At 42.4% G+C, this 15,262-nt stretch carries 18 protein-coding genes and 1 pseudogene; 16 read left to right on the top strand and 3 right to left on the bottom strand.

Annotated features, from left to right (window positions below; genetic code table 11):
- Nucleotides 1-219 precede the first annotated feature (219 nt).
- Together C5470_RS23745 and C5470_RS15575 are read left to right on the top strand one after the other, a co-directional pair.
- The gene (locus C5470_RS23745) at nucleotides 220-531 is read left to right on the top strand and encodes a hypothetical protein (RefSeq protein WP_422631079.1); all 312 of its coding nucleotides are present in this window, start codon (nucleotides 220-222) and stop codon (nucleotides 529-531) included.
- Complete coding sequence (locus tag C5470_RS15575; protein ID WP_339916761.1) at nucleotides 528-953, top strand: DUF1240 domain-containing protein; 426 nt, start codon at nucleotides 528-530, stop codon at nucleotides 951-953. The genes C5470_RS23745 and C5470_RS15575 overlap by 4 nt, the downstream gene beginning before the upstream one ends.
- Nucleotides 954-1,096: 143 nt before the next feature.
- Here C5470_RS15575 and C5470_RS23740 read toward each other — a convergent pair.
- Nucleotides 1,097-1,444 (bottom strand): annotated as a pseudogene (locus C5470_RS23740) (IS30 family transposase); the annotation flags it as partial.
- Between the two features lie 509 nt (nucleotides 1,445-1,953).
- Between C5470_RS23740 and C5470_RS15570 the strand changes: the two are divergent.
- On the top strand, nucleotides 1,954-2,844 hold the full coding sequence (locus C5470_RS15570) for a LysR family transcriptional regulator (protein WP_166290537.1): 891 nt from the start codon (nucleotides 1,954-1,956) through the stop codon (nucleotides 2,842-2,844).
- A 189-nt stretch (nucleotides 2,845-3,033) separates the two neighbouring features.
- Here C5470_RS15570 and C5470_RS15565 read toward each other — a convergent pair whose 3' ends face one another.
- Nucleotides 3,034-4,959, bottom strand: a complete 1,926-nt coding sequence (locus tag C5470_RS15565; RefSeq protein WP_166290535.1) for an ABC transporter ATP-binding protein — start codon at nucleotides 4,957-4,959, stop codon at nucleotides 3,034-3,036.
- 127 nt (nucleotides 4,960-5,086) lie between these two features.
- Here C5470_RS15565 and kefG point away from each other — a divergent pair, with 127 nt between their 5' ends.
- The 4 genes from kefG (at nucleotide 5,087) to slyD (ending at nucleotide 8,333) form a co-directional block, all read left to right on the top strand.
- Complete coding sequence (gene kefG / locus C5470_RS15560) at nucleotides 5,087-5,638, top strand: glutathione-regulated potassium-efflux system ancillary protein KefG (RefSeq protein ID WP_166290533.1); 552 nt, start codon at nucleotides 5,087-5,089, stop codon at nucleotides 5,636-5,638.
- Nucleotides 5,639-5,640: 2 nt separating this feature from the next.
- Complete coding sequence (kefB, locus tag C5470_RS15555; protein WP_166290531.1) at nucleotides 5,641-7,485, top strand: glutathione-regulated potassium-efflux system protein KefB; 1,845 nt, start codon at nucleotides 5,641-5,643, stop codon at nucleotides 7,483-7,485.
- Entirely contained in the window at nucleotides 7,469-7,672 is a 204-nt protein-coding gene (locus tag C5470_RS15550; protein ID WP_166290529.1) for a YheV family putative zinc ribbon protein, read from the top strand. The genes kefB and C5470_RS15550 overlap by 17 nt, the downstream gene beginning before the upstream one ends.
- Nucleotides 7,673-7,760: 88 nt before the next feature.
- On the top strand, nucleotides 7,761-8,333 hold the full coding sequence (gene slyD / locus C5470_RS15545) for a peptidylprolyl isomerase (protein ID WP_166290527.1): 573 nt from the start codon (nucleotides 7,761-7,763) through the stop codon (nucleotides 8,331-8,333).
- Nucleotides 8,334-8,451: 118 nt separating this feature from the next.
- Here slyD and C5470_RS15540 read toward each other — a convergent pair whose 3' ends face one another.
- On the bottom strand, nucleotides 8,452-8,670 hold the full coding sequence (locus C5470_RS15540) for a protein SlyX (protein WP_166290525.1): 219 nt from the start codon (nucleotides 8,668-8,670) through the stop codon (nucleotides 8,452-8,454).
- 250 nt (nucleotides 8,671-8,920) lie between these two features.
- Between C5470_RS15540 and fkpA the strand changes: the two genes are divergently transcribed.
- From fkpA to C5470_RS15495, 9 genes are all read left to right on the top strand, one after another.
- Entirely contained in the window at nucleotides 8,921-9,685 is a 765-nt protein-coding gene (fkpA, locus tag C5470_RS15535) for an FKBP-type peptidyl-prolyl cis-trans isomerase (protein ID WP_166290523.1), read from the top strand.
- Between the two features lie 285 nt (nucleotides 9,686-9,970).
- Nucleotides 9,971-10,696 carry a helix-turn-helix transcriptional regulator gene (locus C5470_RS15530; protein WP_166290521.1) on the top strand — a complete coding sequence of 242 codons (726 nt, stop codon included), beginning with the start codon at nucleotides 9,971-9,973 and terminating at the stop codon, nucleotides 10,694-10,696.
- The gene (gene tusD / locus C5470_RS15525; protein WP_152963711.1) at nucleotides 10,696-11,091 is read left to right on the top strand and encodes a sulfurtransferase complex subunit TusD; all 396 of its coding nucleotides are present in this window, start codon (nucleotides 10,696-10,698) and stop codon (nucleotides 11,089-11,091) included. The genes C5470_RS15530 and tusD overlap by 1 nt, the downstream gene beginning before the upstream one ends.
- A 9-nt stretch (nucleotides 11,092-11,100) precedes the next feature.
- Nucleotides 11,101-11,460, top strand: a complete 360-nt coding sequence (gene tusC / locus C5470_RS15520; protein ID WP_166290519.1) for a sulfurtransferase complex subunit TusC — start codon at nucleotides 11,101-11,103, stop codon at nucleotides 11,458-11,460.
- 20 nt (nucleotides 11,461-11,480) lie between these two features.
- The gene (tusB, locus tag C5470_RS15515) at nucleotides 11,481-11,768 is read left to right on the top strand and encodes a sulfurtransferase complex subunit TusB (RefSeq protein ID WP_166290517.1); all 288 of its coding nucleotides are present in this window, start codon (nucleotides 11,481-11,483) and stop codon (nucleotides 11,766-11,768) included.
- 135 nt (nucleotides 11,769-11,903) lie between these two features.
- The gene (gene rpsL / locus C5470_RS15510; protein ID WP_011144815.1) at nucleotides 11,904-12,278 is read left to right on the top strand and encodes a 30S ribosomal protein S12; all 375 of its coding nucleotides are present in this window, start codon (nucleotides 11,904-11,906) and stop codon (nucleotides 12,276-12,278) included.
- A 96-nt stretch (nucleotides 12,279-12,374) separates the two neighbouring features.
- Complete coding sequence (gene rpsG, locus C5470_RS15505; protein ID WP_023044363.1) at nucleotides 12,375-12,845, top strand: 30S ribosomal protein S7; 471 nt, start codon at nucleotides 12,375-12,377, stop codon at nucleotides 12,843-12,845.
- An 80-nt stretch (nucleotides 12,846-12,925) separates the two neighbouring features.
- Entirely contained in the window at nucleotides 12,926-15,034 is a 2,109-nt protein-coding gene (fusA, locus tag C5470_RS15500) for an elongation factor G (protein ID WP_166290515.1), read from the top strand.
- Between the two features lie 74 nt (nucleotides 15,035-15,108).
- Nucleotides 15,109-15,262, top strand: a 154-nt coding sequence (locus C5470_RS15495) for a GTP-binding protein (protein ID WP_242688278.1), incomplete at its 3' end; no start/stop codon positions are given.

Below are 15,262 nucleotides of genomic sequence, written 5' to 3'. Positions count from 1 at the left end.
ACATGATGCTTTTGACTTTACAAATGTAGTAAGTGAATTTAAACGATTAGGGATTAAAGCCACAGAGTATGTTGGCAAGAATGGTGAAAAATATATTAAAATCTCAGGTTATGCCGGAGTTAGAAATTTATTACTGCTTCAAGATATGGTGCTTCTAACATGAAGATGATATCTATGGGGATAGGGTAGCAGGGAATAAATAGTGGCATAGTTAAGGGAATGAAATTCTGTATATTATTTTCTGCGGCTTATAGAACGGTTGAATATATATTTAAGGACGAATACACACTGGCTGATTTCTTAGGTAATATCGCCGTAGATATGGCTAAAACAGCAGTGGCTGCCTTTGCTTCTTGGGCTATAGGAACTGTTCTTTCATCTTTCTTTGTGGCGGGTGCCAGTGTCGCTGGTATAGTTGTTTTGGCAGGTTTAGCTGCTGCTATTGTACTAAATTACCTAGATAATAAATATCAAATAAGCGAAAAGGTTATTAAATTAATAAAAGAAGTGTATAATAGAGAGAGCCCATGAAGCTGACTTTAATAATTTTCTTCATGATTGGGGGCGATATAGTTGTGGGTAATAAAAGAAAAATAATGCATATTATTTTGGCGATTTTTATATTGTCTTTGATGTGTTTTGCTATGTTCATCGCAAGTGAAAGTTTATTTTCATTGATTGCAATGGCTGATAAAATTACATTTTCCGGAAGAATGGTAATTATGTTTATTTCCTTTCCTTTGGGTAGTTATGCTTCTATTTTTCCTATTTACTTTCTTTTAACATCGCGTATCCAAAAATATCATGACGCCTATATGAAATATTTTGGCATGATGTTTTTGGTTTCAGTTTTTTTGAGTTTTCCTGTCTCTTTCTCTGTGGATTATAATATGAAGAGTGATAACTATTTGGTATGTGAAAAATATCCTGGATGTCAGATAATATCTATGTAAAAGATATTAAGTTATGTGGTTGTTTCGCATAGTAAGTGCAACATAATTACTCTGTGAGTAAACAAGTTCATATTCCTTTAAATATCTGTCCATTTTGGAAAGTATTGTCTGATTAAACCATTTATATTCTCATTTATCCCTCAATCCCAGGATGCATAAGGATTAGCAAAGTAAATTTTTGTTTTCGGTTTTTCACTGATAACTTCAATGGTACGAAAATTCTAAATCGTTATTAGAGTTTGTTTTAACTGTTTGTTTTGACAATAATAATTCCTTAACTGTCGTTTCTGTTATTTATGATTACAGCTTTCTACTAAGTTTTATTATTATTGTATATAGCGTTTCACGTTTAGCTAATGTTAATAATATACTTTTTTATTTTCTCCGATCACCATATTACCTTCCCAGTTGTCAATTCGCTATTTTTTATCAACAATTTCTGGGTGCTCATTGATATTCAGTCTGTTTTTAATTTCTCCTCTTCTTTCATATAATTAATTATATAGAGGAGATGGATATTTAATTCCATAGATATTGGATTTTATTGGAATATAGTGAGTTTATTTTATATGTTTTCTAAAGGTAAAATTAATCCAAGGATAGAAACCAATATATTTATGAATTGGATGACAATATTTAAAGATCAAGATTAATAATGGTATTTTAGAAATAGCATACGCCAGGTAAGTTACGTTATCCGGTATAGTAGGAATTACATGTCACAGGGTGCCTAGTCATTGATATAGGGAAATTCCTAAAAATGGAAAAATTATCATTTTCTAAAGCGTTTTATTTAATTGAATTACTTACTTGTTTGTCTAGAAAACATGCGTAAATCGTTGTGAAAAATGTCGTGATATATATCGCCAGTTTTTTTAGAATAAGTTAATTGATCATCGCATAGTTGTTGTCTAATCTTTATTTAATTAATTTAAATAAAGTTTACTATAGAAATAGTAACCTAAAGAAAGTATATAAGATAAACCTGAGTGGTGAAAATGTGGATATACGTAATCTAAAAGCTTTTATCGTGTTAGCTGAAACACTTAATTATCATAAGGCTTCTCAAATACTACATATTTCACAACCTGCGCTGACAAAGAAAATTAATGCACTGGAAGCATCTTTAGGAGCACTACCTTTTTTCAGAGGGCCAAATGGGACCAGATTGACTGATTTTGGGCAAAAAACACTAGAGAATGCTCAGAAATTACTGGGGCATTTTGAGCAATTTCAGATTCAGGTTCATCATGATTTACAAGACGACTCACCAAATTATCTTTATGTAAGTTCTTGTTTTCCTATTTATGATTCTGGAAAAATGAAAGAGCGGCTTTTTCTGGGTAGGAAGGGAAAAGTCGTGCTTGTACTAATTACTGGTTTGACATTTGAGCAGCAAATGAATCTATTAAACTCTGGTTTATTACATATTACCATTGTTCCTCTACCATTAACTTCATCACTTATGCCCAGGAAGGTTTTTACTGAAAAACTGGTTTACCTTTTTAAAAAAGGCAATGATTGGTTCCAGAATTTTACAGAATTAAGTGCTGGAATGGCATCGTTGTATCAGCTTATTGGCATGGATGAGAATGATATACCAATTGATTTTACTGATGGTATTAACGTATTTTCTATTTATGATAATAGTATGAATTTAATGTTAAAAACGAATGATGTCATGGTAATGATTGAACTGATAATTAAATGTAATGGTTTTTCTTTAGTTCCGCAAAAAGTTATTCGCTCAATCCCAGTACAATATCTGGATTTATTAGAAGTGTTAAAAACCGATATGGAGATTGATTTTGGTATCTTATGCAGCCCAGTTATAGATTATGATTTAATAAATGCAGTAGAGTTGTTTCTTTTATTGTTTGATAATATGTGAATCTACCTGTCATTTTATATGAAAATAAATTTCATATAGTTCTTGAATTAAAAGTATAATTTCACGATAATAATGTTCATTTTTTCGGATGGATGAATGTTATTAATGAAAATTTTTGATGTAAATATTATTAAGAATAAAGCGGATTTTTTTTCCGCTTTATTTCTTTAATGTAATTTATGAAAGCATTTATCCTTCAAATTCTTGCGTCATTTGTTCAAGTTGCTCCTGAATTTCCATCCATTCTAATTCAATTTCTTCCAGTTTTGATTTAGTCTGATTTTGTTTTTGCAGATATTCAGTCAATTCGGTTTTACGGCTACTATCGTAGACAGCGCTGTCTGACAGCTGTTTTTCTAATATGGTCAGTTCATTACCCAGTTTATCCATTTGTTTTTCCAGCTGGGTAAGCTGTTTGCGCAATGGCTGCGTTTGGTTACGGAAGTCAGCTTGACGCCGTTTTTGATCTTTTCTTTCCTGAGCGCTTTGACTGGAAGCCTCTTTTTCCTTATCGCTATTCTCACGTGATTGTTGATTTTGTTGACGCTGCTGATCTGTCAGCCATTGTTGATAATCTTCTAAATCGCCATTGAAAGGTTCTACCCGGCCATCGTGAACCAGATACAGCTCATCGGTTGTTGAACGCAGTAGATGCCTGTCATGGGAAACTACAACCAGTGCGCCATCAAAGTCGATCAAAGCTTCTGTCAATGCTTGGCGCATATCAAGGTCGAGGTGGTTTGTTGGTTCATCAAGCAGCAAAAGGTTAGGGCGTTGCCAAACCGTCAAGGCCAAAACCAGACGTGCTTTTTCTCCCCCGGAAAAACGTCCGCTTGGGTCAGTGACTTGATCACCTTTGAAACCAAAACCACCCAGATAATCCCTGAGTTGCTGCTCTGTTTCCTGTGGCGTAAGACGTGCTATATGCTGTAATGGTGATTCATCAACACGCAGATATTCCAATTGATGCTGGGCGAAATATCCCAGTTTGATCCCTTTGGCTAATTCCACGTCTCCACTCTGAGATTGCAGCTCACCAGCCAGTAATTTGATCAACGTGGATTTACCTGCGCCATTACGGCCAAGCAGGCCTATGCGGGAGCCGGGAACTAAATTCAGTTTGATGGAGCCTAAAACCGTCCGCTCGCTATAGCCTGCGCTGACTTTTTCCATTTTCAGTAGCGGATTTGGCAGACTTTCCGGTTTACGGAAACTGAAATGGAACGGGTTATCAACATGGGCAGGCGCTATCAACTCCATCCGCTCCAGCATCTTGATACGGCTCTGAGCTTGTTTGGCTTTACTGGCCTTGGCCCGGAAACGGTCAATATAACTTTGCAGATGTGCCACTTTTTCCTGCTGACTTTTATAGAGCGCCTGTTGTTGTGCCAGTTTGGTCGTGCGCTGACGTTCGAAAGAGGAGTAGTTGCCACTGTATTCAAACAGGGATTGCTGTTCGATATGCAGGATCTTATCGGCAATCGGGTCCAGAAAATCCCGATCATGGGAGATAAGGATTAATGTACCTGAGTAGTTTTTCAGCCATTTTTCCAGCCAGATCACTGCGTCGAGATCAAGATGGTTGGTCGGTTCATCAAGCAACAACAAATCAGAACGGCAGAGCAAGGCTTGTGCCAGATTGAGGCGCATACGCCATCCACCGGAAAACGCACGCACTGGTTGATCCAGTTGATCCGGAGAAAAGCCCAGACCATGCAGCAAACTTGATGCTCTTGAACGGATGGTCCAGGCTTGAATTGTGTCCAGTTGGTTGTGTAGATGAGCGATCAGATTGCCGTCATTTTTTTCATTGGCTATCTGTAGTCGCCGTTCTAGTTCACGGAATTCACGATCACCATCAATGACATATTCCAGAGCAGGTATTTCCAATGCCGGTGTTTCTTGATTCACCCAGGCCAGCGCCCAGTTACCGGGAAAAGTGAATGTTCCTGCTTCAGCTTGAAGCTCATTTTTTAATAGTGCAAGTAAGGTAGATTTACCACAGCCATTTTTCCCTACCAGACCCACTTTCTGCCCGGGATTGATAGTGGCGCTGGCATTATCCAGCAAGACACGGGTTCCGCGACGAATTTGTAATGAAGAGAAAACAATCATAGGTGTCGTTTGTATAGAGTATGTTAAATTATTAGAAAGTAATGGGACAATAAGCGCCCTAATTTTGTCACTTTGTATGCATGGTAACGGAAAATACGTGTCCTGACACGTTCTTGAGGAGGGAACGATGTTACAGCCGCCTAAAGTCTTGCTGCTGTATGCCCATCCTGAGCCACAGGATTCAGTAGCAAATCGCGTTTTGTTGCAACCTGTGCTGGATTTAGAGCATGTTACGGTTCACGACTTATATAGAGCTTATCCAGATTTTTTTATTGATGTTCACCATGAGCAACAACTGCTTCGTGAACATCAGGTGATTGTCTTTCAACATCCATTATATACCTACAGTTGTCCAGCTTTATTAAAGGAGTGGATGGATCGCGTGCTGACGCGGGGGTTTGCCAGTGGTACCACCGGGTTGGCATTACAGGGGAAATATTGGCGTTCAGTGATCACAACCGGAGAGCCGGAAGGCGCTTTCCGGGCTGATGGTTATAACTTCTATCCGATGGAAGAGATTCTTCGCCCTTTTGAACTGGCAGCATCCATGTGCCGTATGCATTGGTTATCACCGATGATTATTTATTGGGCACGTCGTCAAAAACCTGAACTTCTTGCCATCCATGCTAATGCTTATCGTGAGTGGCTCAAATCGCCATTATCACTAGGAGGGCTATAGCTATGGAGCATTCAACGCAACTCAGCGCCGGGGTATTATTTTTATTTGCAGCTGTAGTGGCAGTACCGATCGCACAGAAATTCAGGATTGGGGCAGTATTAGGTTATTTGTTAGCCGGGATTGTCCTTGGTCCGTGGGGGCTCAGTTTTATCAGGGATGTTGATGATATTCTTCATTTCTCTGAACTGGGGATCGTTTTCCTGATGTTTATCATCGGTCTTGAACTTAACCCTTCTAAACTCTGGCAACTTAGGCGATCGATTTTTGGTGTCGGTGCGGCTCAGGTTATTCTTACCGCAAGTGTGCTGGCTGGGTTGTTATATCTGACAGATTTTTCATGGCAGGCGGCGGTTATCGGTGGTATCGGTATGGCGATGTCCTCAACAGCAATGGCTCTGCAATTGATGAAAGAGAAGGGCATGAACCGTAATGAAGGCGGGCAGCTTGGTTTCTCTGTTTTGTTATTTCAGGATATGGCTGTAATCCCAGCGTTGGCGTTGATCCCGCTTCTGGCAGGTGAAACAGCATCCAGTGACTGGTATCGGATAGCGTTAAAAATAGCCGCTTTTGCCGTTATGTTGCTGGGAGGCCGTTATCTATTACGTCCGTTGTTTCGTTTGGTCGTCAGAGCTGGAGTACGTGAGGTGTTTACTGCGGCGGCGTTATTGGTGGTGCTCAGTTCGGCGCTGTTTATGGAAGCACTGGGTTTTTCTATGGCGCTGGGAACCTTTATCGCCGGGGTATTGCTGGCAGATAGTGAATATCGTCATGAACTGGAAATATCCATAGAACCGTTCAAGGGATTACTGTTAGGGCTATTTTTTATTTCGGTAGGTATGTCCCTGAATCTGGGGGTGCTACTGATACATTTATCTGATGTATTACTTGGTGTACTAGCTTTAGTCATTGTGAAAGGTGTTGTTCTTTATCTCATCGCATGGACTGCGGGCTTACGGGGTTCATCTTGCTTGCAATTTTCTGGCGTTCTCAGCCAGGGCGGAGAGTTTGCCTTTGTTCTGTTTTCTGCCGCACTGAGCCAGAATGTGCTCAATAGCGGACAGATGGCTTTGTTACTGGTTGTGGTGACAATATCAATGATGACAACGCCGCTTGTGATGCAATTGATAGATGCTATTTTGGCACGCCGTTATAATGCCCCAGATGAGACGGAAGAACAGCCATTTGTGGAAGATAATGATCCGCAAGTGATTTTAGTTGGTTTTGGCCGGTTTGGGCAGGTAATAGGCCGTCTTCTGATGGTGAATAAAATCCATATAACGGTACTGGAGCGTGATGTCAGTGTTGTTAGTACCATGCGGCGTTATGGCTACAAGGTTTATTATGGTGATGCGGTTGAGTTGGAATTGCTCCGTTCGGCAGGGGCGGATAAAGCTAAAGCGATTGTTATTACCTGTAATGAGCCGGAAGATACCATGATGATCGTTCATTTATGCCAAAAACATTTCCCGAATCTGCATATTATGGCGCGGGCCAGAGGGCGCCTGGAAGCGCATGAATTGTTACAGAATGGTGTAGAAAATTTCACCCGTGAAACTTTCTCCAGTGCATTGGAATTGGGCCGTAAAACGTTGGTCGGATTGGGAATGCATCCGCATAAGGCTTATCGTGCAAAATATCATTTTCATCGGTTGGATATGCGGATGCTGAGAGAATTGATGCCACATCTACAGGGTGATGTGGCTCACATATCTCGTATAAAAGAGGCGCGACGGGAATTGGAAGAGTTGTTTGAGCGGGAAATGCAGAATGAGCGTCTCCAACCGGATGGTTGGAATGAACATGAACATATGAATAGTCGCGGAGCAAACGATGACAGTAAGCCGTAAAAGATTTATTGCTGGTGCTGTTTGCCCTGCGTGTCACTTCCAGGACACGCTGGCAATGTGGCGGGAAGATCAGGTGGATGTGGTGGAATGTGTCCATTGTGGTCATCAACAACGCCAAACTGATGATAAAGTGGCCTCTCATGTGAGAAAACAGGAGCAGGTTATTGGTATTTTTACACCACAATAATTGTGTGAATTTTAATGCGGGTGGGTACAGAGGCTTAGAATTCCGTTACAATCGGTAAAAATTTTTAGGCCCACGGGTAGGAGATGTCATGAAAGTAGCAAAAGACTTGGTAGTTAGCCTGGCTTATCAAGTAAGAACAGAAGATGGTGTTTTAGTTGATGAGTCACCGGTGAGTGCGCCGTTGGACTATCTGCATGGCCGTGGTTCATTGATCAGCGGTTTGGAAAAAGCGCTGGAAGGCCGTGAGGCTGGTGAGAGTTTTGATGTTAGCGTACAGGCTGATGATGCCTATGGTCAGTATGATGATAATCTGGTTCAGCGTGTGCCAAAAGATGTATTTGTGGGTGTCGATGAACTGGAAGTGGGGATGCGTTTCCTGGCTGACACCGATATGGGACCGGTACCCGTAGAAATCACCGCGGTTGAAGATGAGCATGTTGTGGTTGATGGTAACCATATGCTGGCTGGTCAGAATCTGAAATTCAATGTTGAAGTTATTGCTATCCGCGAAGCGACCGAAGAAGAACTGGCTCATGGTCATGTTCACGGCGCGCATGGTCACGAACATGGCGAGGGTGGTTGCTGCGGTGGTCACGGCCATGATGATGGTCACCACCACAATGAAGGGAACGGATGCTGCGGTGGCGGTAGCTGCCATTGATAGATTAAAGCGGATTGTCAGGCTTTAATATTCAAAAAAGCGGGGCAAGCTTGAGATAGTCGATTTCTCTTACTTGCCCTGTGTATAGTGACTGGGTTGTTTTTTTACTTAGTCAAAATTAATAATGAGGCGGTGGTGTTTCTTCAGACTGTGAAGCGACCATCGATGGTTGAGTGGCTTTCAATCGCTCTGTCATCAACCGCAAATGCTCTCTTAATTTAGCCAACTCCATTTGCTGCTCAGTTACCACCTCATTCAACTCTTCGATAGTTATTTCCTGAAAGGCAACTCGGCTTTCCAAATGTTCAAGCCGTTGCTCAAATTCTGACAGATCCATGATTTCCTCCCGTTTCAGGTTGTGTTGACCTGTGTTAGACGCCTCATATTAATTAAGAGTAACCCATTATGCCCGGAATATTCTGTGAAATATGGTTGTTATGAAACCTCTTTTCATTCATGTTGTCTCAACAATTTTGGGGCACTAAAAAGCAGCAAATATTGTGTTGTGCTCCTGTAGACAGTTATAGTGACTTGATTGCATAACTTTTGCTGACGGTAAATATCCCCCAAAGCTATTGGAGAAACAGATGAAATTATTGTTTAAAGTTACCCTGCTTGCTACCACATTGGCGATGGCTTTCAGCGCTCCTCAGGCGTTGGCTGCTAAAGCGGATAGTCAGAGCAGTACAGAATTGAACAGCGCATTTAAAACAGAAGATCAGCAAAATGCTTATGCTCTGGGTGCATCTTTAGGGCGTTATATGGAAAACACCCTGAAAGAGCAAAAATCTCTGGGTATCCCATTGGATAAAGATCAATTGTTGGCGGGTGTACAGGATGCTTTTAATAACAAGAGCAAACTGAATGACAGCGAAATTGAAAATACTTTGCGTGCATTTGAAGGCAAAGTGAAGTCTGCGGCTGAAGCTAAGATGGAGAAAGAAGCCAGCGATAATGAAGCTAAAGGGGCTAAATATCGTGAAGCTTTTGCTAAGGAAAAAGGCGTCGTTAAGAGCAAAACCGGCCTTTTGTATAAAATAGAAAAGGAAGGGAGTGGTAAAAAGCCTGCGGCAAGTGACACTGTCGTCGTAAACTATAAGGGAACATTGATTGACGGCAAAGAGTTCGACAGTTCATATAAGCGTAATGAACCACTTTCTATTCGTCTGGACGGTGTTATCCCTGGTTGGACAGAAGGTTTGCAAAATGTGAAAAAAGGCGGAAAAATCAAACTGGTTATTCCACCAGAGCTGGCCTATGGTAAAGCGGGTGTTCCAGGTATTCCTGCAAATTCTACATTAGTGTTTGATATTGAGTTGCTGGATGTGAAAGCAGATACCAAAGCTAAGTAATCCATTCACTAAATATCTTTGATGAATGTGGATAAAACCGTTGGTAGAGATTCTGTCAACGGTTTTTTGTTACTGAAAGCTGTGATATAGGCCAAATGTCTGAGTAGCTATGGCTTGACGATGATGTAATGTGGTTTTAACGTCAATATCTGATGTGAATGAAAAGATCTTTGACTGAGATCTCTGTTAAGCTGCGATAGTTGAATTTCCACAAGAAATTTTTATATGTTTATCACGTTGTGTTTTTAGCAAGACGTTGTCTGCGTTTGAAGGATGGTGTATTTAATGTCTAACCCGTTAATATCTGGTGATATCAATGATATCGATTTACTGGAAAACCAACCGTTTACTGAAACGGATCACGAAATTTTAAAATCTTATGAAGCCGCAGTTGATGGTTTGGCTATGCTGATTGGTGGGCATTGCGAGATTGTCCTTCATTCACTGGAAGATCTTAAATGTTCAGCGGTCAGAATAGCTAATGGAGAACATACAGGTCGTAAAATAGGTTCACCTATCACTGATCTCGCGTTGCGTATGTTACATGACATTACAGATGAAGACTGTAGTGTATCCAAAGCCTATTTTACCCGAGCAAAAAGCGGCTCATTGATGAAGTCAGTCACTATTGCAATCCGCAACCGGAATCGCAGGGTGATCGGCCTCTTGTGCATTAATATGAATCTTGATGTCCCTTTCTCTGAAATAATTCAGACATTTATTCCAGAGGAAACCCATGACGTTGCACCAACAAATGTAAACTTTGCATCATCCGTGGATGATTTGGTTGCGCAAACTCTGGAATATACTATTGAAGAAGTCAATATTGATCGCAATGTATCTAATAATGCGAAGAACAGGCAGGTGGTTCTGAATCTCTATGAGAAAGGCATTTTTGATATTAAAGATGCAATTAATCAGGTTGCTGAGCGTTTAAATATTTCTAAACATACTGTTTACCTCTATATTCGCCAATTTAAAAATGGGGAATGCTTAGGGCCCGAACGGTAATGTCTTCGCTGTCTTATTGTCTGCTGGTGACGGGGCCTGCGTATGGTACTCAGCAAGCCAGCAGTGCTTACCAATTCGCGCAAGCTTTGGTTGCGATGGGACATAAACTGAATACCGTATTTTTTTATCGGGAAGGGGTTTATAACGGTAATCAACTGACCACACCAGCCAGTGATGAGTTTAATTTGGTTAACGAGTGGCAGATGATGGCAACAGAGCATCGGTTTGGCATGCATATTTGTATTGCCGCCGCTCTTCGCCGTGGTGTCCTTGATGCGCAACAGGCGAATGAATTGAATTTACCTGTTGCAAACCTGGCGGAGGGGTTTGAATTAAGTGGATTGGGAACGCTTGCTGAAGCCATGCTGACTTGCGATCGTGTGGTGCAATTCTGAGAGGCAAAAATGAAAAGAATTGCTTTTGTCTTTACAAAAGCACCTCATGGTGATTCTGGTGGCAGAGAAGGTCTGGATGCATTATTGGCAACCTCGGCGTTAACAGAAGAGATTGGGATATTTTTCATTTCTGATGGTGTGCTGCAACTCCTGCCGGATCAGCAACCTGATAGGATCCTCGCCAGAAACTATATCACTACGTTTAAGGTCTTGCCTTTGTACGATATTAAAAAATATTATTTGTGCCAGGAAGATCTTATCATGCGTGGGTTAAGCTCAGTCCGCAATTTTATTCTGGATGCGGAAGTGATACCTGCAAAAGTTATTCGTGAAAAATTGGCTGACTATGATGTGGTGCTGACATTTTGAGCGATTGGAAGGACGATGATATGCTATATACTGTTGGCCGATCCCCTTATCAGTGTGATTTCAATATGATATTCAATTTGCTCGCCAGTGGTGATGACATACTGTTTATTCAGGATGGTGTATTGGCAGGCATTGATGGTAATGGCTATCTTCCGGCTTTAATTAGTCATGGCGTTACATTGTATGTTCTGAAAGAAGATATTGAGGCGCGGGGATTGGCAGGTCGGATTTCGGACAAAGTGCAAGTTATCGACTATACTGACTTTGTTAACCTGACGGTAAAACACCATCAACAATTCGCTTGGTAGGTCAGAGAAAATGTATATTTCTTGACACCCTGGCGAGTCAGCCATAAAATTCCGCGTCCTCGTGTTTTGCCGTCAGGGCAGACAAGAGATTTTATCCGTGTTTACGAAGCAAAAAAACCAGGAGTTTTTTTAATAATGGCAACTATTAACCAGCTGGTGCGCAAACCCCGCAGCATGAAGGTTGCAAAAAGCAACGTTCCTGCTCTGGAAGCTTGCCCACAGAAGCGTGGCGTATGTACTCGCGTATATACCACCACTCCTAAAAAACCAAACTCCGCACTGCGTAAAGTATGTCGTGTGCGTTTGACTAACGGTTACGAAGTTTCTTCCTATATTGGTGGTGAAGGCCACAACTTGCAGGAACACTCCGTAATTCTGATCCGTGGCGGTCGTGTTAAAGACTTGCCAGGTGTGCGTTACCACACTGTGCGCGGTGCACTGGACTGTTCCGGTGTTAAAGACCGTAAACAAGGTCGTTCTAAGTACGGTGTGAAGAAGCCAAAGGCTTAATGGTTCTCCGTTAAGTAAGGCCAAACATTTTCACTTTAATGTCAAAATAAACTCGTAGAGTTTTGGACAACCCTGAATTCGAAACGGAGTATTTCCATGCCACGTCGTCGTGTAATTGGTCAGCGTAAAATTTTGCCAGATCCAAAGTTCGGATCTGAATTACTGGCCAAATTTGTTAATATCCTGATGGTAGATGGTAAAAAATCTACTGCGGAAGCAATTGTATATAGTGCGCTTGAGACCCTGGCTCAGCGTTCTGGTAAAGAACATCTGGAAGCGTTTGAACTCGCACTGGATAACGTGCGTCCAACCGTGGAAGTTAAATCCCGCCGTGTTGGTGGTTCTACTTATCAGGTTCCAGTTGAAGTTCGTCCGGTTCGTCGTAATGCTCTGGCAATGCGCTGGATCGTTGAAGCTGCTCGTAAACGCGGTGATAAGTCTATGGCCCTGCGCCTGGCGAACGAACTCTCTGACGCAGCCGAGAATAAAGGCTCTGCTGTTAAGAAACGTGAAGACGTTCACCGTATGGCAGAAGCTAACAAGGCGTTCGCTCACTACCGTTGGTAATTCCATTGTAGTGATGATGCCCTGGGTGGCAGCTCTGCCACCCAGATTTAAATTGAACGTCCTAGGAATAGAGGAATCAAATGGCTCGTACAACACCCATTGCACGCTACCGTAACATCGGTATCAGTGCACACATCGACGCCGGTAAAACCACCACTACCGAACGTATTCTGTTCTACACTGGTGTAAACCATAAGATCGGTGAAGTTCATGATGGCGCTGCTACTATGGACTGGATGGAACAGGAGCAGGAGCGTGGTATTACCATCACCTCTGCAGCAACAACTGCTTTCTGGTCAGGTATGGCTAAGCAGTTTGACGCGCACCGTATTAACATCATTGACACCCCAGGGCACGTTGACTTCACTATCGAAGTAGAACGTTCCATGCGTGTTCTTGACGGTGCGGTCATGGTTTATTGTGCGGTTGGTGGTGTTCAGCCACAGTCTGAAACCGTATGGCGTCAGGCGAATAAATATAAAGTTCCACGTATCGCGTTCGTTAACAAAATGGACCGTATGGGCGCGAATTTCTTACGCGTTGTTGAGCAGATCAAAACGCGTTTGGCTGCAAACCCAGTACCTCTGCAATTAGCCATTGGTGCAGAAGATGGTTTCACCGGTGTTGTTGACCTGGTGAAAATGAAAGCTATCAACTGGAATGATGAAGATCAGGGCACTACCTTCACTTATGAAGATGTTCCAGCTGATATGCAGGATCTGGCTGAAGAATGGCGTAACAACCTGGTTGAAGCCGCTGCGGAAGCATCAGAAGAGCTGATGGAAAAATATCTCGGTGGTGAAGAGCTGACTGAAGAAGAGATCAAAGTTGGTCTGCGTCATCGTGTTATGACTAACGAAATCATCCTGGTTACCTGTGGTTCTGCATTTAAGAACAAAGGTGTTCAGGCAATGCTGGATGCTGTTATTGAGTACCTGCCGGCACCAACTGACGTTGAATCCATTAAAGGTCTTCTGCCAGATGGTAAAGATACCCCGGCAGAGCGTCATTCTGACGATAGCGAACCGTTCTCGGCATTGGCGTTTAAAATCGCTACTGACCCATTCGTTGGTAACCTGACCTTCTTCCGTGTCTACTCTGGCGTGGTTAATTCCGGTGATACCGTTCTTAACCCAGTGAAAGACAAAAAAGAGCGTTTTGGTCGTATTGTTCAGATGCATGCTAACAAGCGTGAAGAAATCAAAGAAGTTCGCGCAGGCGATATTGCAGCTGCGATCGGTCTGAAAGACGTGACTACGGGTGATACTCTGTGTGATATCAGTGCTCCAATCATTCTGGAGCGTATGGAATTCCCAGAGCCGGTAATCTCTGTTGCGATTGAGCCAAAAACTAAAGCTGACCAGGAAAAAATGGGCATCGCTTTAGGTCGTCTGGCTCAGGAAGACCCATCATTCCGCGTGTCTACCGATGAAGAATCCGGCCAGACTATTATCGCGGGCATGGGTGAGCTTCACCTGGACGTTCTGGTTGACCGTATGCGTCGTGAGTTCAAAGTTGAAGCGAACGTCGGTAAACCTCAGGTTGCTTACCGTGAAACCATCCGTACTACTGTTGAACAAGAAGGTAAATTTGTTCGTCAGTCTGGTGGTCGTGGTCAGTTTGGTCACGTATGGCTGCGTATTGAGCCAATGGAAGCAGGTGGCCCAGGCTACCAATTCGCTAACGAAATCGTTGGCGGTGTTGTTCCTAAAGAATATATCCCTGCGGTAGATAAGGGTATTCAGGAACAAATGAAAAATGGTGTTCTGGCCGGTTACCCGATTGTTGACGTTAAAGTGGCACTGTTCGATGGTTCTTACCACGAAGTTGACTCCTCTGAAATGGCGTTCAAAATCGCAGGTTCTATGGGTTTCAAAGAAGGTTTCATGAAAGCGAAACCAGTTCTGCTGGAACCTATCATGAAAGTTGAAGTTGAAACTCCAGAAGACTACATGGGTGACGTTATCGGTGACCTGAACCGTCGCCGTGGTATGATCGACGGTATGGAAGATCTTACTACCGGTAAAATCGTACGTGCTCAGGTACCATTATCTGAAATGTTTGGTTATGCTACTGACCTGCGTTCTCAGACCCAAGGTCGTGCTTCTTACTCCATGGAGTTCCTGAAGTACAATGAAGCGCCGAGCAACGTCGCTCAGGCTATTATCGAAGCTCGTAAGGCTAAATAAAAGCTTTTCGGGTTTAATATCTAGATTTAGCTCCCTCCCCATATAACGAGGGAGCGATATTAAGGAATAGAGTCGTGTCTAAAGAAAAATTTGAACGTAAGAAACCGCACGTTAACGTTGGTACTATCGGCCACGTTGACCATGGTAAAACTACCCTGACTGCTGCCATCACTACTGTATTGGCTAAAACCTACGGTGGTAACGCTCGTGCATTCGACCAGATCGATA

The sequence above is a fragment of the Photorhabdus stackebrandtii genome, from assembly GCF_011189495.1.
GTDB classification, from domain to species: domain Bacteria; phylum Pseudomonadota; class Gammaproteobacteria; order Enterobacterales; family Enterobacteriaceae; genus Photorhabdus; species Photorhabdus khanii.
This window is presented reverse-complemented; position numbering and strand designations above follow the sequence as displayed.

What these genes read in the sequence shown, in the direction of transcription:
- rpsG (WP_023044363.1), top strand. Translation starts at nt 12,375, where the DNA reads ATGCCACGTCGTCGTGTAATTGGTCAGCGTAAAATTTTGCCAGATCCA.
- tusC (WP_166290519.1), top strand. Translation starts at nt 11,101, where the DNA reads ATGAAAAGAATTGCTTTTGTCTTTACAAAAGCACCTCATGGTGATTCT.
- C5470_RS15550 (WP_166290529.1), top strand. Translation starts at nt 7,469, where the DNA reads ATGACAGTAAGCCGTAAAAGATTTATTGCTGGTGCTGTTTGCCCTGCG.
- tusB (WP_166290517.1), top strand. Translation starts at nt 11,481, where the DNA reads ATGCTATATACTGTTGGCCGATCCCCTTATCAGTGTGATTTCAATATG.
- fkpA (WP_166290523.1), top strand. Translation starts at nt 8,921, where the DNA reads ATGAAATTATTGTTTAAAGTTACCCTGCTTGCTACCACATTGGCGATG.
- C5470_RS15540 (WP_166290525.1), bottom strand. Translation starts at nt 8,670, where the DNA reads ATGGATCTGTCAGAATTTGAGCAACGGCTTGAACATTTGGAAAGCCGA.
- C5470_RS15575 (WP_339916761.1), top strand. Translation starts at nt 528, where the DNA reads ATGAAGCTGACTTTAATAATTTTCTTCATGATTGGGGGCGATATAGTT.
- slyD (WP_166290527.1), top strand. Translation starts at nt 7,761, where the DNA reads ATGAAAGTAGCAAAAGACTTGGTAGTTAGCCTGGCTTATCAAGTAAGA.
- kefB (WP_166290531.1), top strand. Translation starts at nt 5,641, where the DNA reads ATGGAGCATTCAACGCAACTCAGCGCCGGGGTATTATTTTTATTTGCA.
- kefG (WP_166290533.1), top strand. Translation starts at nt 5,087, where the DNA reads ATGTTACAGCCGCCTAAAGTCTTGCTGCTGTATGCCCATCCTGAGCCA.
- C5470_RS15565 (WP_166290535.1), bottom strand. Translation starts at nt 4,959, where the DNA reads ATGATTGTTTTCTCTTCATTACAAATTCGTCGCGGAACCCGTGTCTTG.
- C5470_RS15530 (WP_166290521.1), top strand. Translation starts at nt 9,971, where the DNA reads ATGTCTAACCCGTTAATATCTGGTGATATCAATGATATCGATTTACTG.
- C5470_RS23745 (WP_422631079.1), top strand. Translation starts at nt 220, where the DNA reads ATGAAATTCTGTATATTATTTTCTGCGGCTTATAGAACGGTTGAATAT.
- fusA (WP_166290515.1), top strand. Translation starts at nt 12,926, where the DNA reads ATGGCTCGTACAACACCCATTGCACGCTACCGTAACATCGGTATCAGT.
- tusD (WP_152963711.1), top strand. Translation starts at nt 10,696, where the DNA reads ATGTCTTCGCTGTCTTATTGTCTGCTGGTGACGGGGCCTGCGTATGGT.
- rpsL (WP_011144815.1), top strand. Translation starts at nt 11,904, where the DNA reads ATGGCAACTATTAACCAGCTGGTGCGCAAACCCCGCAGCATGAAGGTT.